A 16,705-nucleotide genomic window follows, 5' to 3' on the forward strand; every position below is an offset into this window, starting at 1 on the left:
TATTTTCTCAGGTTTCAACTCTTTCCTTTTTACATATTTACTGAAGTTGGAATATGTCCCTACATCTAATCCTTCATCTTTTAATTTCTCATATACTGCTCTTATCGTAACCCCCTTTATCGAAAGCTTTATCTTGATTTCGTTTGAATACTTATCCAATTTGCTTGGTTTCTTCCTTTTCTTTGGCTTACCTTCATATCCTTCATAATACTTTTTCACTGTCCTTCTATCAATCCCATACATCCTTGCTAATTCAGAAAAGTTCGGCTTCATTCCCATCACCTTTATTATTTCTATTTGCTTTTTTAATTCTTTCATCTTTGGTATCCTTCTCCTCCTTTTCTTTCTATTTCCTCTCCTAAAGAAGGATACCATTTTTATGTTCATTTCTGTACATTTTTATTTGCAACTTTTTATACCTTTTTATTTTATCATTTACATGTGTGGTATATGTATTATCTGTTGAAGGTGATCCTTTGATGCCCACTAAAAGGCATGGCAAAGTTAGACGTCTCTTAAAACAACAGCTTGCTAAAGTAGTTAAAGTTAAACCTTTCACTATTCAGCTATTATATGAAACTACTAGCTATACACAAAACATCTCACTTGGTATAGATAGTGGTTATAACTACGTAGGTTTCTCTGCTGTAACAGAAAAAGAGGAATTAATATGTGGTGAAGTTAAACTAAGAAATGATATATCTGAGCTTCTTAAAGAAAGACGGATGTATCGTAGAATTAGGCGCAATAGACTTAGATATAGGAAACCTAGATTTAGAATTTCATCTAAGAAAGAAGGTTGGTTAGCGCCCTCTATTAAACACAAGTTAGATTCTCATGTTAGATTTATTAATTATCTTAAAAAGGTATTGCCTATAGCTAACATAGTTGTAGAAGTAGCTAACTTTAATACTCATAAGCTTAAAAACCCAAACGTAGTTGGTGAAGGTTATCAACAAGGTGAACAACAAGATTTTTGGAATGTAAGAGAATACGTTCTGTATAGAGATAATTATACCTGCCAGCTATGTGGCAAGAAAAACACCATACTTGAGGTACATCATATAGGCTATTGGAAACAAGATAGAACAGATAGGCCAGGCAATCTAATAACATTATGCACCAAATGCCACAATCCTAATAATCATAAAGAGGGAGGTAAATTGTATGGAATGAAGCCTGTTCAAAAACCATTAAATGACGCAACATTTATGTCTACTATAAGATGGAAACTGGTCAATGCGCTGATGTGTGACTACACTTACGGTTATATTACAAAATCCAAAAGAGTAAGTCATGCTTTGGAAAAGACACATTATAACGATTCATTTTGCATAGCAGGTGGAATTAATTAACAGAGAATAGAACCTATCTATTTTGAGCAAATTAGGAGAAACAATCGTTCACTCGAAAAGTTCTATGATGCAAAATATGTTGATATAAGAGATAAGTCTATTAAAACAGGACAAGAGCTTTTCTGTGGTAGAAGGACACGAAACAAAAACTTAAATGAAGAAAATCTTCATAAGTATCGTGGAGCTAAAAAATCAAAAGGCAGAAGAAATATTCGTAAGCAAAGATACGCTTATCAGCCTAAAGATATCGTTATCTTTGAGGGCAAAAAATATTCAGTTCAAGGTGTACAGAACAAAGGTAAATATATTAAGCTAATGGAAATGTCTAAGCCAGTCAAAACAGATTTAGTTAAGCCCTATATGTTTAGGAAAGGATTTAGTATGTTTTATAACTGCAATTCATCCCCCACTTACAGAAGTGGGAGTCTTCTTGCAGGAAAATGAATAAAAAGCTTTTGAATTTATAGTGGGTCTAAGGCGGAGTCCTTTCCCTTCTTCTTCGCTACACGTAGCGAAAAATTAAAGAAATTCGGAGTTAGTAAGAAAGAGTTATGAAGTTATTTTTATAAAAGTTAACTTAAAATATCAATAAAATGTAAGTTTCATAATCTCTAAAGTGGGTAAGTTTGAGCGTTGTGGAGGATATAATAAAAACAAAATTTACATTATATATTTGTATTTGGTAATTAAATCTTTGAAATTTTTGTCCGTTAGCGCCTCTTTTGCAAGTTTATCTGCTAAATCGTTATAATAGTCACCCGAATGTGATTTAACCCATTTGAATTCTATTATGAATAACTTACTATATATTTCATAACAGTTTTTATATGCTTTTGTTAGATTTTTGTTGGTTTTCCAGTCTCCTTTTGCCCACTTTTTTAATCCTATATAATCATGATTTATTATAAGTTTTTCATATTTATTAGTTTCTGCATATTCCATTGCATAAATAGCTGCACTTATTTCTCCTGCAATGTTTCTGCTCTTTGCATATTCAGGATTGTTTCCGGCAAAACTATAGGTTTTTTTACTATCTCTTTCTAAAAGTACTACCCCACTTCCATAAATTTTTGTAGTAGAATCATAACTTCCATCTACGTAAGCAATTAATGAACCTATTTCTGAATGATTTAGAGAATTACTCCCTTCTAAAAAAGCTTTAGCTTCTTCTTTTGTTTTAAAACTTTTAAATTCTGAGTTTGGAAAGCCGTAAACTTGATTTTTACATTCTTCCCATGTTTCAAAAATACCTGTTTTTCTTCCTTTTCTAACTGCATAGAACTTTTTTTGCATTTTTTAACTCCAATAAATATAATGTTTTCTACAACCTTTTTAATTTTATCATACTCTATTCTAATAAATATTTTTCAGTTTTTTGTAAATACTCGCACAGAGCGTCTTTATACGCTTTCGGTATTTATACCAAAATTCTTTTCATGAACATTTAATGTAATATAACGTTATTTTGACATTATTAGTCATTTTATGTTATAATGTTAGTGAGTATTATATAAAATCGCTTTTTGCTTACAATTATCGCTGCTTTAATCCCTTTCTTACGCTTTAAAATTTTAAGTTATTTATCTTTATTTGGCAGATTTTTAATAAAATTTATTTTTATCTAAAGCCTTGTGGAAGGGCATTTTTCTTTTACTTTTTTTCTAGTTTCATATAAACCAAAAATAAGTAATCTTGAAAAATACATATGTTTCTATAAAAACTTCTGAATTTATAGCGATTTAAATTCCTAAATCGCAAAAAAGAGAGGTGAAAATTAAAATGTTTAATTTAGAAAATAAATTATGGAAATTGGAAAAATATGAGGATGAGCTTTTATCAACGGCGATTCTTTACAATCAATTGCCTTTGAAAATGTTGGACGAACAAAAAAATTTCATTTTAGATAAAATAAAGGAATTAGGCATAAAAAACTGGGAAGAAGATTCTAAGAGAAATTTATTTTTACCTTTTATCTTTGATAAAAATAAATCAACTATTTTAGTTTTTACGACTATCGATGAAATTGAGAATCCCCTCACTGAAAGATTTGTAAGAGTGGAAAAAGATAAAATTGAAGGTTTAGGAATAGCTTCTTGTTCATTTAAAATAGCAAGTTTATTAACGATTATAAAATTCTTATATTTAGAAGAAATAAGGCTTGATAACAATGTAATTTTTTTATTTTTGAATCAAAGTGGAAAAAATAAATTTTCGGGATTAGGAGAATTTTTACAAGAGCAAATACAAAATTTTGATTTTGCAATAAAAGTTAATGGTATTAATTTAGGAGATTTAGGCAATAGATCCTTAGGAAAATATTTATACAATCTTAGACTTTTAACTCGTAATTCCATTCATAAATCCATAAAATCCCCTTCTACATTAGAAATCCTTTATAATCTAACTTCAAGCTTAAAAGAAAACTCTAATATGGAAGGTACATCAGTAAACATATTAAAACTTGAAAGTTTTGAAAGCTACACACAAGTTATATTAGAGATAAAAAGCCAAGGAGATCAAGATTTAGAAATAATTAGTGAAAATTTAAGATCTGCAGTAGCTGAATTAGCTAATAAATATAAAATAAAAATTAAATTAAATCTATTATCTTATATACCAACAAGTTTTCTGCCGGTCAACCATCCTCTAATCGAACAAATAAAAGATATTCATAATAGTTTGAAACTACAAACAAGATTCATTCCCCTTGAAAAAGATGAAGCTTTGATAATTAAATCCGGCATTCCTGCTATTTCACTTGCTGTGGCTAAGGGCGAAATATCAGATGATACAGAATACATTGAAAAAAATGAAATAATAAAGGGTTTAATTCAAATATTAAAAGTTTTAGACAGTTTATTCATAGAAGATTTTTACAATAAAGAAATAAACGATCAAATTGTCAATATAAATGATGAGGAGAGATAGACATGAAAGACAATGTTTTATTACGTTCTTTTCATCATTCTGAGTTTCAAGACATAAAAGAATTAGTAAAAATAAAAGAAAAGCAAGGGGTTAAAATTTCTCTTGCTCTTCCTTCATTAAATGAAGAAAAAACTATAGGAAAAGAAATATTAGTTATGAAATCGGAACTTATGGAAAAGTATCCTCTCTTAGACGAAATAGTTTTGATTGATTCCGGTTCACAAGACGAAACTGTATCGATTGCTAAAGAATATGGAGCCAAAACTTATTATTCAAAAGACGTTCTATCGCAATATGGATTTTACAGAGGCAAAGGAGAAAATTTATGGAAAAGCTTATACGTTTTAGAGGGAGATATTATTGTTTGGATCGATTCTGATATAGAAAACATTCATCCAAAATTTGTGTATGGCCTTGTAGGAGCTCTTCTCAAATATCCGGAATTATCTTATGTAAAAGCTTTTTATGAAAGGCCTATAGTTGGAAAAGGTAACGTTCAACCCTCGGGTGGAGGAAGAGTAACAGAATTAGTAGCAAGACCACTTTTTTCACTTTTTTACCCTGAATTAGCAACTGTTATTCAACCTTTAAGTGGAGAATATGCTGGAAGAAGAGAACTTTTAGAAAGACTCCCTTTTTTTGTTGGTTATGGAGTAGAAATAGCTCATTTAATCGATATCGCTCAAAATTATGGTACTCAAATAATTGGACAGGTGGATCTTGAGTTGCGTATTCATGATAATCAATCTTTACAAGCTTTAAGTAAAATGGCTTTTGAGTTGACAAAAGTCACATTAAAAAGATTAGAAAAGTATGGAAAAGTTGAATTAAAAACTAAATTAAACGATAAACATATTATGATTCAAAAAAAAGATGATGAAAGAACTATTAACTCCGTTGAAATTTTGAGCATAGAAAGACCCCCTATGATTACAATTCCTGAATACAGGCAAAAATTTTTAAGGGGCGACTAATATGTTTGATAAAATATATATATTTCATTATCACTATCTAAGAGGTGGGGTAACTACCGTTGTTAAAAACATAGTTAGAGCCTTAAAAGATAAATATGATTTTACTCTTTTTGGATCTAAAAAAATGGGAATAGAAGGGATAGAAGATATATTAACTTATGACAATGTCAATTTTGTTGATTTCCCTGAACTGTCTTACATATATCCAGAACAAACTGATAAAAAAACCTTTAATGAATTGAAAGATTCAATTTCAAAAAAACTAAATAAAATCTACGACTCTAATGCTATTTTTTGGGTTCACAACTATCATTTAGGTAAAAATCCGGCATTTACAGACGCTTTAATAGATTTTATAACAAAAAACAACTACGTTTCTACCATACTGCAAATACATGATTTTCCCGAATGTGCAAGATGGGAAAATTACGATTTTGTGAAAAAACATGTAAACCTTTCTTTATATCCCGTGAAAAATAATATTGTTTATACCACAATCAACCTTTCTGATTATGAAAGACTTTTAAAATCAGGAATTCCTGAGGAAAATCTTTTTTATCTTCCAAATGCCGCAGAATTTAAAAAAAGTGAGGATACTTCAAAAACAGTGGATAAAAATAACGTAATAAAAATACTTCAAAATCTAAATTTTAATGTAAAAAATGATTTTCTAAACTTTTTATATCCCACAAGGACACTAAGGAGAAAAAATATTTTAGAAGCTATTTTAATAAATAGATTATACGGAAAGAGTAATCTTCTAATAACTTTACCTGCTAATTCCGATAAAGAAAGACCTTATGAAAAAGTAGTAAAAGAAACTTTTAAATCAGAAAAAATCGCAGGAGCATGGGCTATTTCCGCAAAAGATCCTACTTTATTTCCATACATTTTAGAAATTTCCGATCTATTTTTTTCTTCTTCTGTTTTAGAAGGCTTTGGAATGATATATTTAGAATCTAAATTCAACCATAAAAACTTTTTCACAAGGAAATTAGAGGTCGTAAAAGATTTTAAAAACATAAGCAAAATAAGTTATTATGATGGGTTTTATGTCCCATTATCCAAAAAAGAAAAGAGTTTTCTTAAAAACCAATATCAAAATTTAATAACTAATATTCCAATTGATAATTCTTATAAAGAACTTTTGAAAGAAGATTTACAAAATATTTTTTCACAAGAATTTGTAGATTTTTCTTTTCTTTCCGTTGATTTGCAAAAAGAATATTGTTTAAAAGAAGAAGAAAAATTACACAAAATAAAAGAAATAAATAAAGAAATATTCGAAAAAATTGATAAATTAATTTTTAATAAAAACATAGATCAGGGAATCAATATAAATGAATTTTCTATAGAAGCTTATGCGAAAAAAATAATGTCTCTTATATCAAAAATACAAGATTCAAAAGACAAAAGCATAGAAAAGATAAATAAAGAAATAGACGAAAATATATTGAAATCTTTTCTCAAATTAGAAAACATAAGATTATTATATTTTTATTAACTTTTTAATATATTTATACATAATAGTATACAACGATTTCAATTCTTAAACCTTTCTTTCAATTAAATTCACGATATAATAAAAACATAGCAATAAAAAGCTATACATTTTAGCGAGAGTTTTTTGAAAAATAAGCATTTGAATTTAAAATGGGTCCAGGGCGGAGCCCTCTCCCCTCCCTCGGTACAAGTATCGAAAATAATTCTGAAATTTCTAAAGTGAGTAAAAAACAAGACAAGGAGGCGAGGCTTTTAATGAAAAAAGTATATTTTATCCTTATTTTCTCGCTTCTTTCTTTATTGACAATTGGACAAACATTCAATGATATTATAAACACTCAAGATAACCTTGAAAGACTTCAGGCTTATGACAACTTAGTAGATGAATTAATAAAGATAAGAAACGAAGAAAGCGACTTAAAAAGGTTAGAATTATACGACAAATTTTTTCAAGAAAAACTTGTAATAAGTACTATAAGATTAGAAGAAGCAATAGTTACGCGAGTAATAGATGGAGATACCGCTGAAATTGAAATAGAAGGGAATTTTTATAAAGTAAGATTTATCGGAATAAATACTCCAGAAAGTACTACAAGAATCGAACCATACGGAAAAGAAGCTTCGGATTTTACCAAACAATACCTGAGTGGTAAAACTGTTTTTCTTGAAAAAGATATTTCTGAAACAGATCGATATGGAAGACTACTAAGATATATTTGGTTAGAACAGCCAAAAGAAATTACTGACGAAGAAATTAGAACAAAAATGTTTAATGCGATTCTTGTCCTAAATGGCTATGCAAATGCAGCGACATATCCACCCGATGTCAAATATCAAGAATATTTCATCAAGTATGAACAAGAAGCTCGTGAGAAAAACTTGGGGCTCTGGAGCTTACAAAAAAATATCACACAAGACTCAACTTCTTTAAGCAACTTAACTGAAGCTGCTACAATCACAGATTCTTCAACAGTTACTCAAAAACTATATGTTGATGAACAAGGTAAAGGTTTAATAAAAGGAAATATAAACTCAAAAGGAGAAAAAATATACCATCTTCCCGGTGGAATATATTATAATCAAACTATTCCAGAAGTATGGTTTAAAACGGAAGAAGAAGCTCAAGCTGCAGGATTTAGAAGATCATTAAGATGATTTTTGGAGATATAGCCTATATATACTGTACAGTAACTTTAATCCTCATACCTTTTTTCAAGTGAATTCATGATATAATAAAAAAAGTAGTAAAAAGTTATATATATTTTAGCGAAAGACTTTTGAAAAATAAGCTTTTGAATTTAAAGTGGGTCCAGGGCACAGCCCTCTTCCCTCTTTCGGTACAAGTACCGAAAAGAATTCTGAAATTTCTAAAGCGGGTATAAAAAACAATAGGACTTTAGAATTAAAGATTTTTGAAAAATAAGCTTTTGAATTTAAAGTGGGTCCAGGGCGGAGCCCTCTTCCCATTCCTTGGTTACTTGTAACGAAAAGAATTCTGAAATTTCTAAAGTGAGTATATAAATTTTTAGGAGGTTAAATGTGTACGAAGAAATTAAAGACATTCCAACTATAATCATAAATGGTATGAATAAAGAGCAAATACTTAGCATCATGAAAACAATTAAAAACATGGATAATTTACCAAAAAACATTATATTTGCTTCAGTAACCCCTATAAGTTCGCAATGGAAAGTGGAAGATCTCATAAAAGAATTAAAACAAGAAGATATCGAAATGAAAAAAGTAACAGAAAACCTTAGAAAAGGTTTTTACGACAATATGAAAAAAGAAGAAGAGTAAATAATGTCTAAAAAATATTATGTAGAGAACGATTCAAAAAGTGAACCTAACTTAGTTCTCTAGTTACTTACATTGATGGTAGTTACGGCACAGAGAAAAATATTTATGGTTGTGGAATAGTAATAATTGAAAATGGAAAAGAAAAGATATTTTATTTTGTAGGAAACAACAAATCGCATACTTTAAGTAGAAACGTGGCAGGTGAAATTAGTGCTGTAATATATGCCACGGAATATACTAAAGAAAATGGATATAAAAAACTTACAATAAATCATGATTATATAAGATAAGATTTAGAAAAATGGTGTACAGGTACCTGGAAAACAAATAAGATTATTATAAAGGCTTACAAAAATTGATACGACTATATAATAAAATTTTTAGTTGTAAATTTTAATTGGATAAGAGGTCATTCTGGAGATAAGTACAATACTTTAGCTAAAAAAGCCTTAAAAGACCAAAATTTTATTGACTTTATTACTAAATATATAAAATAAAAAATGAAAAGAGATTTCAGAAACTTAATTTTTTAATACGTATTTGATTAAATTCTTATTCTTTTACAGCTCCACTTGTCAATCCTGATATGAGATATCGTTGAAATAATATTACGAATATTGCGGGAGGGATCATAGCTATTATGCCAGAAGTCGCTAACATAGGATTATCAATTAAAAACCGCCCCATAAATTGAGAAATAGCTATAGGGAGAGTTTTTGCTCTAAGGGTAGTAGTGAGAATCAGCGCAATTTGAAATTCATTCCACGCCGCTAAAAAAACAAAAATACTGCTACTAAAAATTGCGGGCTTTGACAAAGGTAAAACAATTCTCCACAAAACTTCGAAATATCCACAGCCATCTATTATAGCAGCTTCTTCAATTGAAACAGGAAGATTTCTAAAATATGAGCTTAAAATCCAAATGGAAAATGGTAAATTCAAAGCGACATATATTATTATTAAAGCAAATTTATTATCAAGCAAGCCTAACATGTTAAAAAGAAAATATAGAGGAATAACAAGAACTATAGGGGGCATCATTTGTGTGAGAACTACTGCATAACTAATAACTTTTCTAAAAGGTACTTTCAGCCTTTCAATCGAATAAGCAGCAAAAGAACCAAAAATTAATACAATGATAGTTGTAATTAACGCAATGAATAAACTATTTAACAGAGATATTCTAAATTCATAGGCTGCACTATAGACTCCTTGAGCAGGAGAAAAAATATCTAAATAATTATTAAAATTAATACGAGGAGGGAACCAATATTTGGTTGTTAAGGTTAAGTCTGATGTGTATGATAAGCTTGTAACTAAAGTCCAATAAATAGGAATAAAAGAGAATAAAACGATAATAATAATTAACAATGTTATTAAAAATTTATTTAAATATTTTTTCATCATTTCTATTTCTCCTTTATAATAAAGTTTCTTCTTTAAAAATTCGTTGATAGATAAAAACTATAACTGCTACAATACCTAAAAGAATATACGACATTGCACTTGCTCTACCAAATTTAAATGCTTCAAAAGCAGTATGGTATATTTCATAAGCAACTACTTTAGTGCTTCCAGCCGGGCCTCCCCCTGTCATAGCATAAACCATATCAAAAATCTTGAAAGTCATTATTGTTTTCATAACCAATAATAAACTTGTGTAGGGCCTCAAAAGAGGAATTGTAATATATCTTAAAAGCTTAATAGAAGTTGATCCATCAATTCTAGCAGCCTCATAATATTCTAAAGGAATAGATTGTAGCCCTCCAAGATAAATTATAACCGCAAAAGCTGTTCCTTGCCATATATTTGCAATAATTAAAGCAATCAAAGCTAAATTCGGACTTACAAGCCAATAAATAGGTTCTTTGATAATTCCAAGATTCATTAAAGTCGCGTTAAGGAACCCGTAATCCGGATTATATATGAGTTTCCACATAAGCCCGTGTACTATAGGGGGTAAAATATAGGGGAACATAACTATTCCTATGATTAAACTACGTATAGGTAATTTCCTATTCAAAGTTAGGGCAAAGATTAATCCTAAAGGTATTCCAATGGCAACATCTGCTATGACAAAATAAATAGTATTTAAAAAAGCCTTCCACCACGTTTGATCTTTAATAACATCAATATAATTATAAAAGCCCACAAAATCCAACTTCATGGTTCTACCCAAAGAAACATTAAAAAAACTAAGATAAAAAGAATACGCTAATGGAAAAATTAGCACGCAAAACATTACAACTAAAGCAGGAGTAATTAAAAAATATCCTAACACTTTTCTTTTTTTATTCATTTTTAACCCTCCGCATCAGGAAAAAATGCTCCTTTTAGAAAATTCGAAATCCTTATTATTATATATATGTTTTAGATTTAAATTTTTACAAAATATCTTCTCAATTCTAATCTTCACTAATTCTTAATTTCTTTAACCTTTTCGATACTTGTAGCTAAGAAGAGGGAAATGGCTCCACTATTCCCCTTCTCAAGAAGGGTGGTTGCGACACTCTTTGTCGCAACCACGGTGTGGCTGCGGACGGAATAGTTTAATCATTTTAAATTCAAATGCTTATTTTTAAAAAATATTCATTTCTAAAGTCCCTAAGGAAGAGGTATTAAATTTATTAAATTAAGTAGGTGACCTACCTACCACCTACTTAAATACTATTAAATACGGAGCTCCTTTTATTTTGACCTTTTTTCCCAATCTTCTCTCACTTTTATCGCTGCTTTAGCTGCGTTATCAAGAGCTTGTTTTGGAGTCAATTTAAGAGTCAATGCTTTGTGTAATTCTTCTGCAAGGAGAGGTGAAAATTCAAGATACCAAGGTACACGAGGCCTATTTACTACATATATACCTTGTTCTAACATTTCTTCCGCACCTCGAACCTTTTGCTTAAATTCTGAATTTTCCCATGCTGATTGCCATCCAGGAACTAACCCCGCATAAAGAGCAGCGTCCAAAGCACCTTCAGGACCAGCTAAAAATTCTATATATTGCCATGCTTCTTTTGGATATTTTGTTCCATAGGAAATAGCAAGCCCCATTGGCCCAGAAACTGTATAAGGATGATCTCCATCAACAGAAGGCATCAGTCCAATCTCACATTGCCCTACAACTTTTGATAATGCAGGATTATCTAAATCGACTAATGGTAATCCCCACATCATAGCATATGCAATAGTGCCATTAAACATATTTTGATAAACCTCTAGTTCCGTCCAAGATAAAGAAGAAGGGTTAATTATCTTGTATTTATATATCATATCTACCATAAATTGAAGTGCCTGAACACCTTTCTCATTATTGAAAACAGGATTCAAATTTTCATCAAAAAACTCTCCTCCAAACGAAGCCAATATGGCAACAAAGTCACACACCAGACTTTCTTTTTGAGCCCAACTTCCTGCAGTAGCATATTTTACAATACCTGCATTTTGAAGATCTTGTGATAATTTTACGACTTCGTCCCATGTAACGGGCATTACATCATAACCTGCTTTTTTGATTATTTCTTTATTATACACGAATGATTTCCACTCGGATACCCAAGGTAATCCATACCAATGCCCTTCATATGCTACTCCATCTAATGCAAAAGGTAATGCATCCTTTTTCATATTTTCCGTAATCCATTGATCTACCGGCAAAACCCATTCGTTTTCTGCATACATTGGAACATCTACACAATCAATGGTAAAAATATCATATTGAGTCCCACCAGCTAAAAAAGAAGCTATTAATTTTGGTACAGCGTCTCTACCATATGGAACAACGGTTAAATTTACTCTAATGCCTGTTTTATCATAAAATTCCTGATTCCTTTGAATCAAATACTCTAAATTTTCTGGACCTACTATAAAGTTTAATTCCGCTTGAGAAAATGAAGCTATCCCTAAGATGGCAACAAGAATAATTAAAAAAGTTTTTTTCATAATACCCCTCCTCTTTTAATCGCCTTTCGGCGTGATGATTAGAAATTTTTTTATTTTTTTATGCAAACTTAGTTATTCTTTTCAAAAATAACTCGGTACCTAAAATAACCGCTCCTTCAACTATAGCTCTTTCTTCATTTGTAGAAATTTCTATTTCTACATCGTTAATTCCACTACATTCTGAATACTTTTTTTTATATACTTCAACTACTTCTTCAAATATATCGTTAAAAGGGCTGTTTAAGACGATTTTTTGAGGATGAAAAATGAACTTTAAGCTATCTAAAATATATATCCATTCTTCAACTAAATCTTTGTGCTTCAAATTTCGAAGATGGTCTTCTAAAATATTTCGATAAAAAGTAACTTGTCCTAACTCTCCAGCCATTCCTTCCCCTACATACAGTTCACCATTTATAACTAACCCCATTCCAATACCGTGACCCCAATAAACACATATTATATTTTTTCTTCCTTTTTCTAAAAATTTTTCTCTTATCGCAAGTAAATTGGCATCATTTTCAAATTTTATGATACTATTAGGGAAATAAGAAGAAATCAAGTTAACTATTCCATCACTATATTCACATTTCCAGTTAGTAATTGAACTTGAAATTACTTCTTCATCAAATATATAACCAGGAAAACCTATAATTGTTGCAACAATCTCCATATCGGATATTTTAATCATTTGATCACGAAAAAAATTTATCAACACTTCAAAATTAGAAGTATCTATTTCGTATTTTACGAAATCAAAAACAGTTTGATTTAATCCGAAAATCCCAAATTTAATAAAATTTTTATCAATTTGAATACCTAATATTTTATAAAAATCACTAAACTCAATAATATCGGATCTTCTTCCTGTCTTAGATTTCTTTTTCCCTGTTATTCTCAATACTTTTTTATCTATGTAAGAAGATAAACTACGACTAATTGTAGGACCGCTTAATCCTAAATCCTTTGAAATCTCTGTTCGTAGGGCTTTCTTATTTTCAAAAATATATTTCAAAATTTCGAATTGATTTTTATTTTTAATATTAAAAGATCTTTGAATTTGATTAATTATCTTTCAGCCTCCTTTATTTTTTTGTTTCTACCAAATAGAAAATGTAAATCAAAACATTTATTTTCTCTAAATATTGTTTAATAATAAGAATGAAATTTTTACAAGTTTAAACGTTTATTTTAAATTTAAAAAATTTCTTCTTTTAAGTGGTTTTTACTACTTTTTTAAAGCCTTTGCGTATATTAAATTAGTAACAAAATTATCTTTTTTTGTATAATTGTTTCATTATTTCTTACTGAAAGAAACTATTACAATTATAAACTCTTTCTCTAAAAGTGTCAACTTCAATTATGGACGATTATAAGTGATTATTAAATAATATTTCTTTTTAAAAAGTAATTTCTCAAAATTTTTTAGTTTAAATTCAAGATGAAAATTAAAAATAACAAAAAAACTATAATATCTAATAGATGTTATAGTTTTTTTAATAATATCCGTTCTTTTTTTAGATTTCTAATATATTTTTATAAATAATACACTTTAAGAATTTTTTTAATTATGAATTCCGAATTAAACATTTTTCATATCTAAAACATCCTAAAATCCTATTATCTTTAAAATTTTATTTAGCTCCGGTTCTACTGCCTGAGGAGTTTTTATCATGTTTATAGCAGTATCTGGATCTTTCAATCCATGTCCTGTTAATACAGCAACTATTTTGCTACCTTTTTCAATTTTGTTTAGATTTATCATTTTTTTAACACCAGCAACAGAAGCTGCAGAAGCAGGTTCCGAAAAAACTCCTTCAAACGATGCTAATTCTTTGTAAGTTTCCAATATTTCTTGATCTGTAACAAAATTTATAAAGCCTCCCGACTCAGTAGCCGCTTCTAAAGCTTTTTCCCAATTAACGGGGTTCCCTATTCTTATTGCGGTTGCTATAGTTTCAGGATTTTTTATAACTTGATTTTTGACAATCGCAGCAGAGCCTTCGGCTTCAAAACCAATCATTTTTGGCAATTTCATTATTTTTCCAGCTTGATAATATTCTTTAAATCCTTTCCAATATGCTGTTATGTTTCCTGCATTTCCAACAGGAATTGCTAAAATATCAGGCGCTTCTCCTCCTAATTGGTCGCATACTTCAAAGGCAGCGCTTTTTTGCCCTTCTATTCTATATGGATTTAGTGAATTCACAAGTGTTATTGGATAATTGTTAGCTATTTCTCTTGTTATTTCCAACGCTTTATCAAAATTCCCTTTTATTGGAATAACAATTGCCCCGTGCATTAAAGCTTGAGTTAATTTTCCAAGAGCAATTTTCCCTTCAGGAATTATTACGGCTGTTTTTAAACCTGCTTTACTTCCATAAGCAGAGGCAGAGGCAGAGGTGTTTCCTGTAGAAGCACAAATTATAGCTCTATCTCCATTTTCAACAGCTTTAGTTATGGCTAAAGTCATTCCTCTATCTTTAAAAGAACCTGTTGGATTAGTTCCTTCGTATTTTAAATATAGTTCTACATTCAATTTATTACTCAACTTTTCCGCAAATATCAAAGGAGTATTTCCTTCTTGGAGAGTAATTATTTTTGTTCTCTCATTTACAGGCATAAACTCTTGATATGCTTTTATAATTCCCGGCCAGAATGTTAACAATTAAAATCCCTCCACTCGAATAATATTGTTAATTTCTATAACATCTTCTAATGTTTTTAACGTTTCAACAGCTTTTTTCATATATCTTTCTGCTACAGGATGAGTAAGTAAGAAGATCGGAACAACGGGTGTCAACCTATGTTTTTGTATAACTGATGCGATGCTAACTTTGTTGTCTCCAAAAGCAGTTGCTATTTTTGCAAATACTCCCGGCTTATCGTTCACTCTTAATCTAATATAAAATGAATTTTCAATTTCATCTATATTCATTAAATTTTGGCCATTTACTTCGTGAATAAAATTATCACTTTTAATTTGATACTTTATACTTTTTGCAACTTCTACAATATCAGCAACAACTGCACTTGCAGTAGGCATTTCCCCAGCTCCTTGCCCATATAACATAACGTCTCCTACTGCATCTCCATGTATTTGAACAACGTTGTAAACACCACTAATTTTAGAAAGAGGATGTGTTTTAGGAACAAAGGTTGGATGCACTCTTATATCTAAGCTATCATTTGAATATCTTTTGCCGATTGCTAACAATTTTATTACATACCCCAATTCATCAGCAATTCCTATATCTTCTTTACTTATTTTATCTATTCCTTCAACATATAAAGAATCAACATCTATAAATGTTTCATACGCTAAATGAGATAGTATACTTATCTTATAAGCAGAATCCAAACCACTTATGTCAAAATAAGGATCACTTTCTGCATAACCTAATTTTTGAGCCTCTTTTAAGGCTTCTTCAAATCCCATATTTTTTTCACTCATCTGAGTTAAAATATAATTCGTTGTACCGTTTAAAATTCCATAAACTCTATCTATAGTATTAGCAACTAAAGCTTCTCTCAATGTTTTAATTACCGGGATTCCTCCTGCCACACTTCCTTCATAATATATTTTTACATTGTAATCCTGAGCCAACTTTAAAATCTCCTTACCATGCTTTGCTATAACTAACTTATTTGCTGTTACAATATTTTTATGATTTTGAATGGCTCTTTTAATATAATCATAAGCAGGAGTTTCTCCTCCGATAAGTTCTACAACAATCTGAATTTCTGGATCGTTTATTATTTCTTCAAAATTTTTTGCTATTAAGCTTTTATCAATTTCATATTTTCTTCTCTTTTCCACATTCTTAACTAAAATTTTTTGAATTTTTATTTCTTCTCCTAATTTCCTTGATGTTTCGTCTCTTTTGTTTATAATTATATTGTAAACTCCGCTACCAACTGTTCCTAACCCCAGAAGACCTACTTTTACCACTTTATTACCCTCCCTTAAAAATTCTATTTACTCCCTTTAGAAATTTCAAAACCTAAGTTTTGCCAATATTTTAGTTTTAAATTTTTTCAAAAATACCTCCCCAATTCTAATCTTCACTAATTCTTAATTTTTTTAACTTTTCGGTACTTGTACCAAGGAAGGGGGAAGGGCTCTGCCCTGGACCCATTTTAAATTCAAAACCGAATAGATATTCGGTACTTGTACCGAAGAAGGGGGGAGGGCTCCGCCCTGGA

The 16,705-nt window shown here is 29.8% G+C and carries 13 protein-coding genes and 1 pseudogene; 6 read left to right on the forward strand and 8 right to left on the reverse strand.

Annotated features, from left to right (window positions below):
• Positions 1-318 (reverse strand): annotated as a pseudogene (locus X924_RS03525) (IS21 family transposase); the annotation flags it as partial.
• Positions 319-443: 125 nt separating this feature from the next.
• On the opposite strand from X924_RS03525, the gene iscB reads away from it, so the two are divergent.
• Positions 444-1,355, forward strand: a complete 912-nt coding sequence (gene iscB / locus X924_RS03530; RefSeq protein ID WP_255398010.1) for an RNA-guided endonuclease IscB — start codon at positions 444-446, stop codon at positions 1,353-1,355.
• A gap of 660 nt (positions 1,356-2,015) precedes the next feature.
• On the opposite strand, the gene X924_RS03535 is transcribed toward iscB, so the two are convergent.
• Positions 2,016-2,648 (reverse strand): viroplasmin family protein, encoded by a 633-nt coding sequence (locus tag X924_RS03535; protein ID WP_121957570.1) that lies wholly within the window; start codon positions 2,646-2,648, stop codon positions 2,016-2,018.
• 486 nt (positions 2,649-3,134) lie between these two features.
• Here X924_RS03535 and X924_RS03540 point away from each other — a divergent pair, with 486 nt between their 5' ends.
• The 5 genes from X924_RS03540 to X924_RS03565 all read left to right on the forward strand — a co-directional run bounded on the left by X924_RS03540 (position 3,135) and on the right by X924_RS03565 (position 8,560).
• Positions 3,135-4,283: a hypothetical protein gene (locus X924_RS03540; RefSeq protein ID WP_121957571.1), complete on the forward strand. Its 1,149-nt coding sequence runs from the start codon at positions 3,135-3,137 to the stop codon at positions 4,281-4,283.
• A 2-nt stretch (positions 4,284-4,285) separates the two neighbouring features.
• Positions 4,286-5,257, forward strand: coding sequence for a glucosyl-3-phosphoglycerate synthase (locus X924_RS03545; protein WP_121957572.1), 972 nt, complete (start codon positions 4,286-4,288; stop codon positions 5,255-5,257).
• Position 5,258: 1 nt separating this feature from the next.
• On the forward strand, positions 5,259-6,761 hold the full coding sequence (locus X924_RS03550; protein ID WP_121957573.1) for a hypothetical protein: 1,503 nt from the start codon (positions 5,259-5,261) through the stop codon (positions 6,759-6,761).
• A 254-nt stretch (positions 6,762-7,015) separates the two neighbouring features.
• A complete protein-coding gene (locus tag X924_RS03555; RefSeq protein WP_121957574.1) occupies positions 7,016-7,915 on the forward strand; it encodes a thermonuclease family protein in 900 nt (299 codons plus the stop codon).
• A 384-nt stretch (positions 7,916-8,299) separates the two neighbouring features.
• Complete coding sequence (locus X924_RS03565; RefSeq protein WP_121957576.1) at positions 8,300-8,560, forward strand: DUF3783 domain-containing protein; 261 nt, start codon at positions 8,300-8,302, stop codon at positions 8,558-8,560.
• Between the two features lie 552 nt (positions 8,561-9,112).
• Here the strand turns inward: X924_RS03565 and X924_RS03570 are convergent.
• The 6 genes from X924_RS03570 to X924_RS03595 all read right to left on the reverse strand — a co-directional run bounded on the left by X924_RS03570 (position 9,113) and on the right by X924_RS03595 (position 16,451).
• Entirely contained in the window at positions 9,113-9,967 is an 855-nt protein-coding gene (locus tag X924_RS03570) for a carbohydrate ABC transporter permease (RefSeq protein ID WP_121957577.1), read from the reverse strand.
• 13 nt (positions 9,968-9,980) lie between these two features.
• Positions 9,981-10,859, reverse strand: coding sequence for a carbohydrate ABC transporter permease (locus tag X924_RS03575; protein WP_121957578.1), 879 nt, complete (start codon positions 10,857-10,859; stop codon positions 9,981-9,983).
• A gap of 389 nt (positions 10,860-11,248) precedes the next feature.
• The gene (locus tag X924_RS03580) at positions 11,249-12,499 is read right to left on the reverse strand and encodes a sugar ABC transporter substrate-binding protein (protein WP_121957579.1); all 1,251 of its coding nucleotides are present in this window, start codon (positions 12,497-12,499) and stop codon (positions 11,249-11,251) included.
• A gap of 58 nt (positions 12,500-12,557) precedes the next feature.
• On the reverse strand, positions 12,558-13,571 hold the full coding sequence (locus tag X924_RS03585; protein WP_369826019.1) for an ROK family protein: 1,014 nt from the start codon (positions 13,569-13,571) through the stop codon (positions 12,558-12,560).
• A gap of 537 nt (positions 13,572-14,108) precedes the next feature.
• Entirely contained in the window at positions 14,109-15,167 is a 1,059-nt protein-coding gene (gene thrC / locus X924_RS03590) for a threonine synthase (RefSeq protein ID WP_233186572.1), read from the reverse strand.
• Positions 15,168-16,451 (reverse strand): homoserine dehydrogenase, encoded by a 1,284-nt coding sequence (locus X924_RS03595; protein ID WP_121957581.1) that lies wholly within the window; start codon positions 16,449-16,451, stop codon positions 15,168-15,170.
• Positions 16,452-16,705 lie beyond the last annotated feature (254 nt).

The organism is Petrotoga sp. 9PWA.NaAc.5.4 (assembly GCF_002895485.1).
Classification (GTDB): Bacteria; Thermotogota; Thermotogae; order Petrotogales; family Petrotogaceae; genus AZRK01.

What these genes read in the sequence shown, in the direction of transcription:
- X924_RS03575 (WP_121957578.1), bottom strand. Translation starts at nt 10,859, where the DNA reads ATGAATAAAAAAAGAAAAGTGTTAGGATATTTTTTAATTACTCCTGCT.
- X924_RS03545 (WP_121957572.1), top strand. Translation starts at nt 4,286, where the DNA reads ATGAAAGACAATGTTTTATTACGTTCTTTTCATCATTCTGAGTTTCAA.
- X924_RS03570 (WP_121957577.1), bottom strand. Translation starts at nt 9,967, where the DNA reads ATGATGAAAAAATATTTAAATAAATTTTTAATAACATTGTTAATTATT.
- X924_RS03550 (WP_121957573.1), top strand. Translation starts at nt 5,259, where the DNA reads ATGTTTGATAAAATATATATATTTCATTATCACTATCTAAGAGGTGGG.
- X924_RS03540 (WP_121957571.1), top strand. Translation starts at nt 3,135, where the DNA reads ATGTTTAATTTAGAAAATAAATTATGGAAATTGGAAAAATATGAGGAT.
- X924_RS03580 (WP_121957579.1), bottom strand. Translation starts at nt 12,499, where the DNA reads ATGAAAAAAACTTTTTTAATTATTCTTGTTGCCATCTTAGGGATAGCT.
- X924_RS03555 (WP_121957574.1), top strand. Translation starts at nt 7,016, where the DNA reads ATGAAAAAAGTATATTTTATCCTTATTTTCTCGCTTCTTTCTTTATTG.
- X924_RS03535 (WP_121957570.1), bottom strand. Translation starts at nt 2,648, where the DNA reads ATGCAAAAAAAGTTCTATGCAGTTAGAAAAGGAAGAAAAACAGGTATT.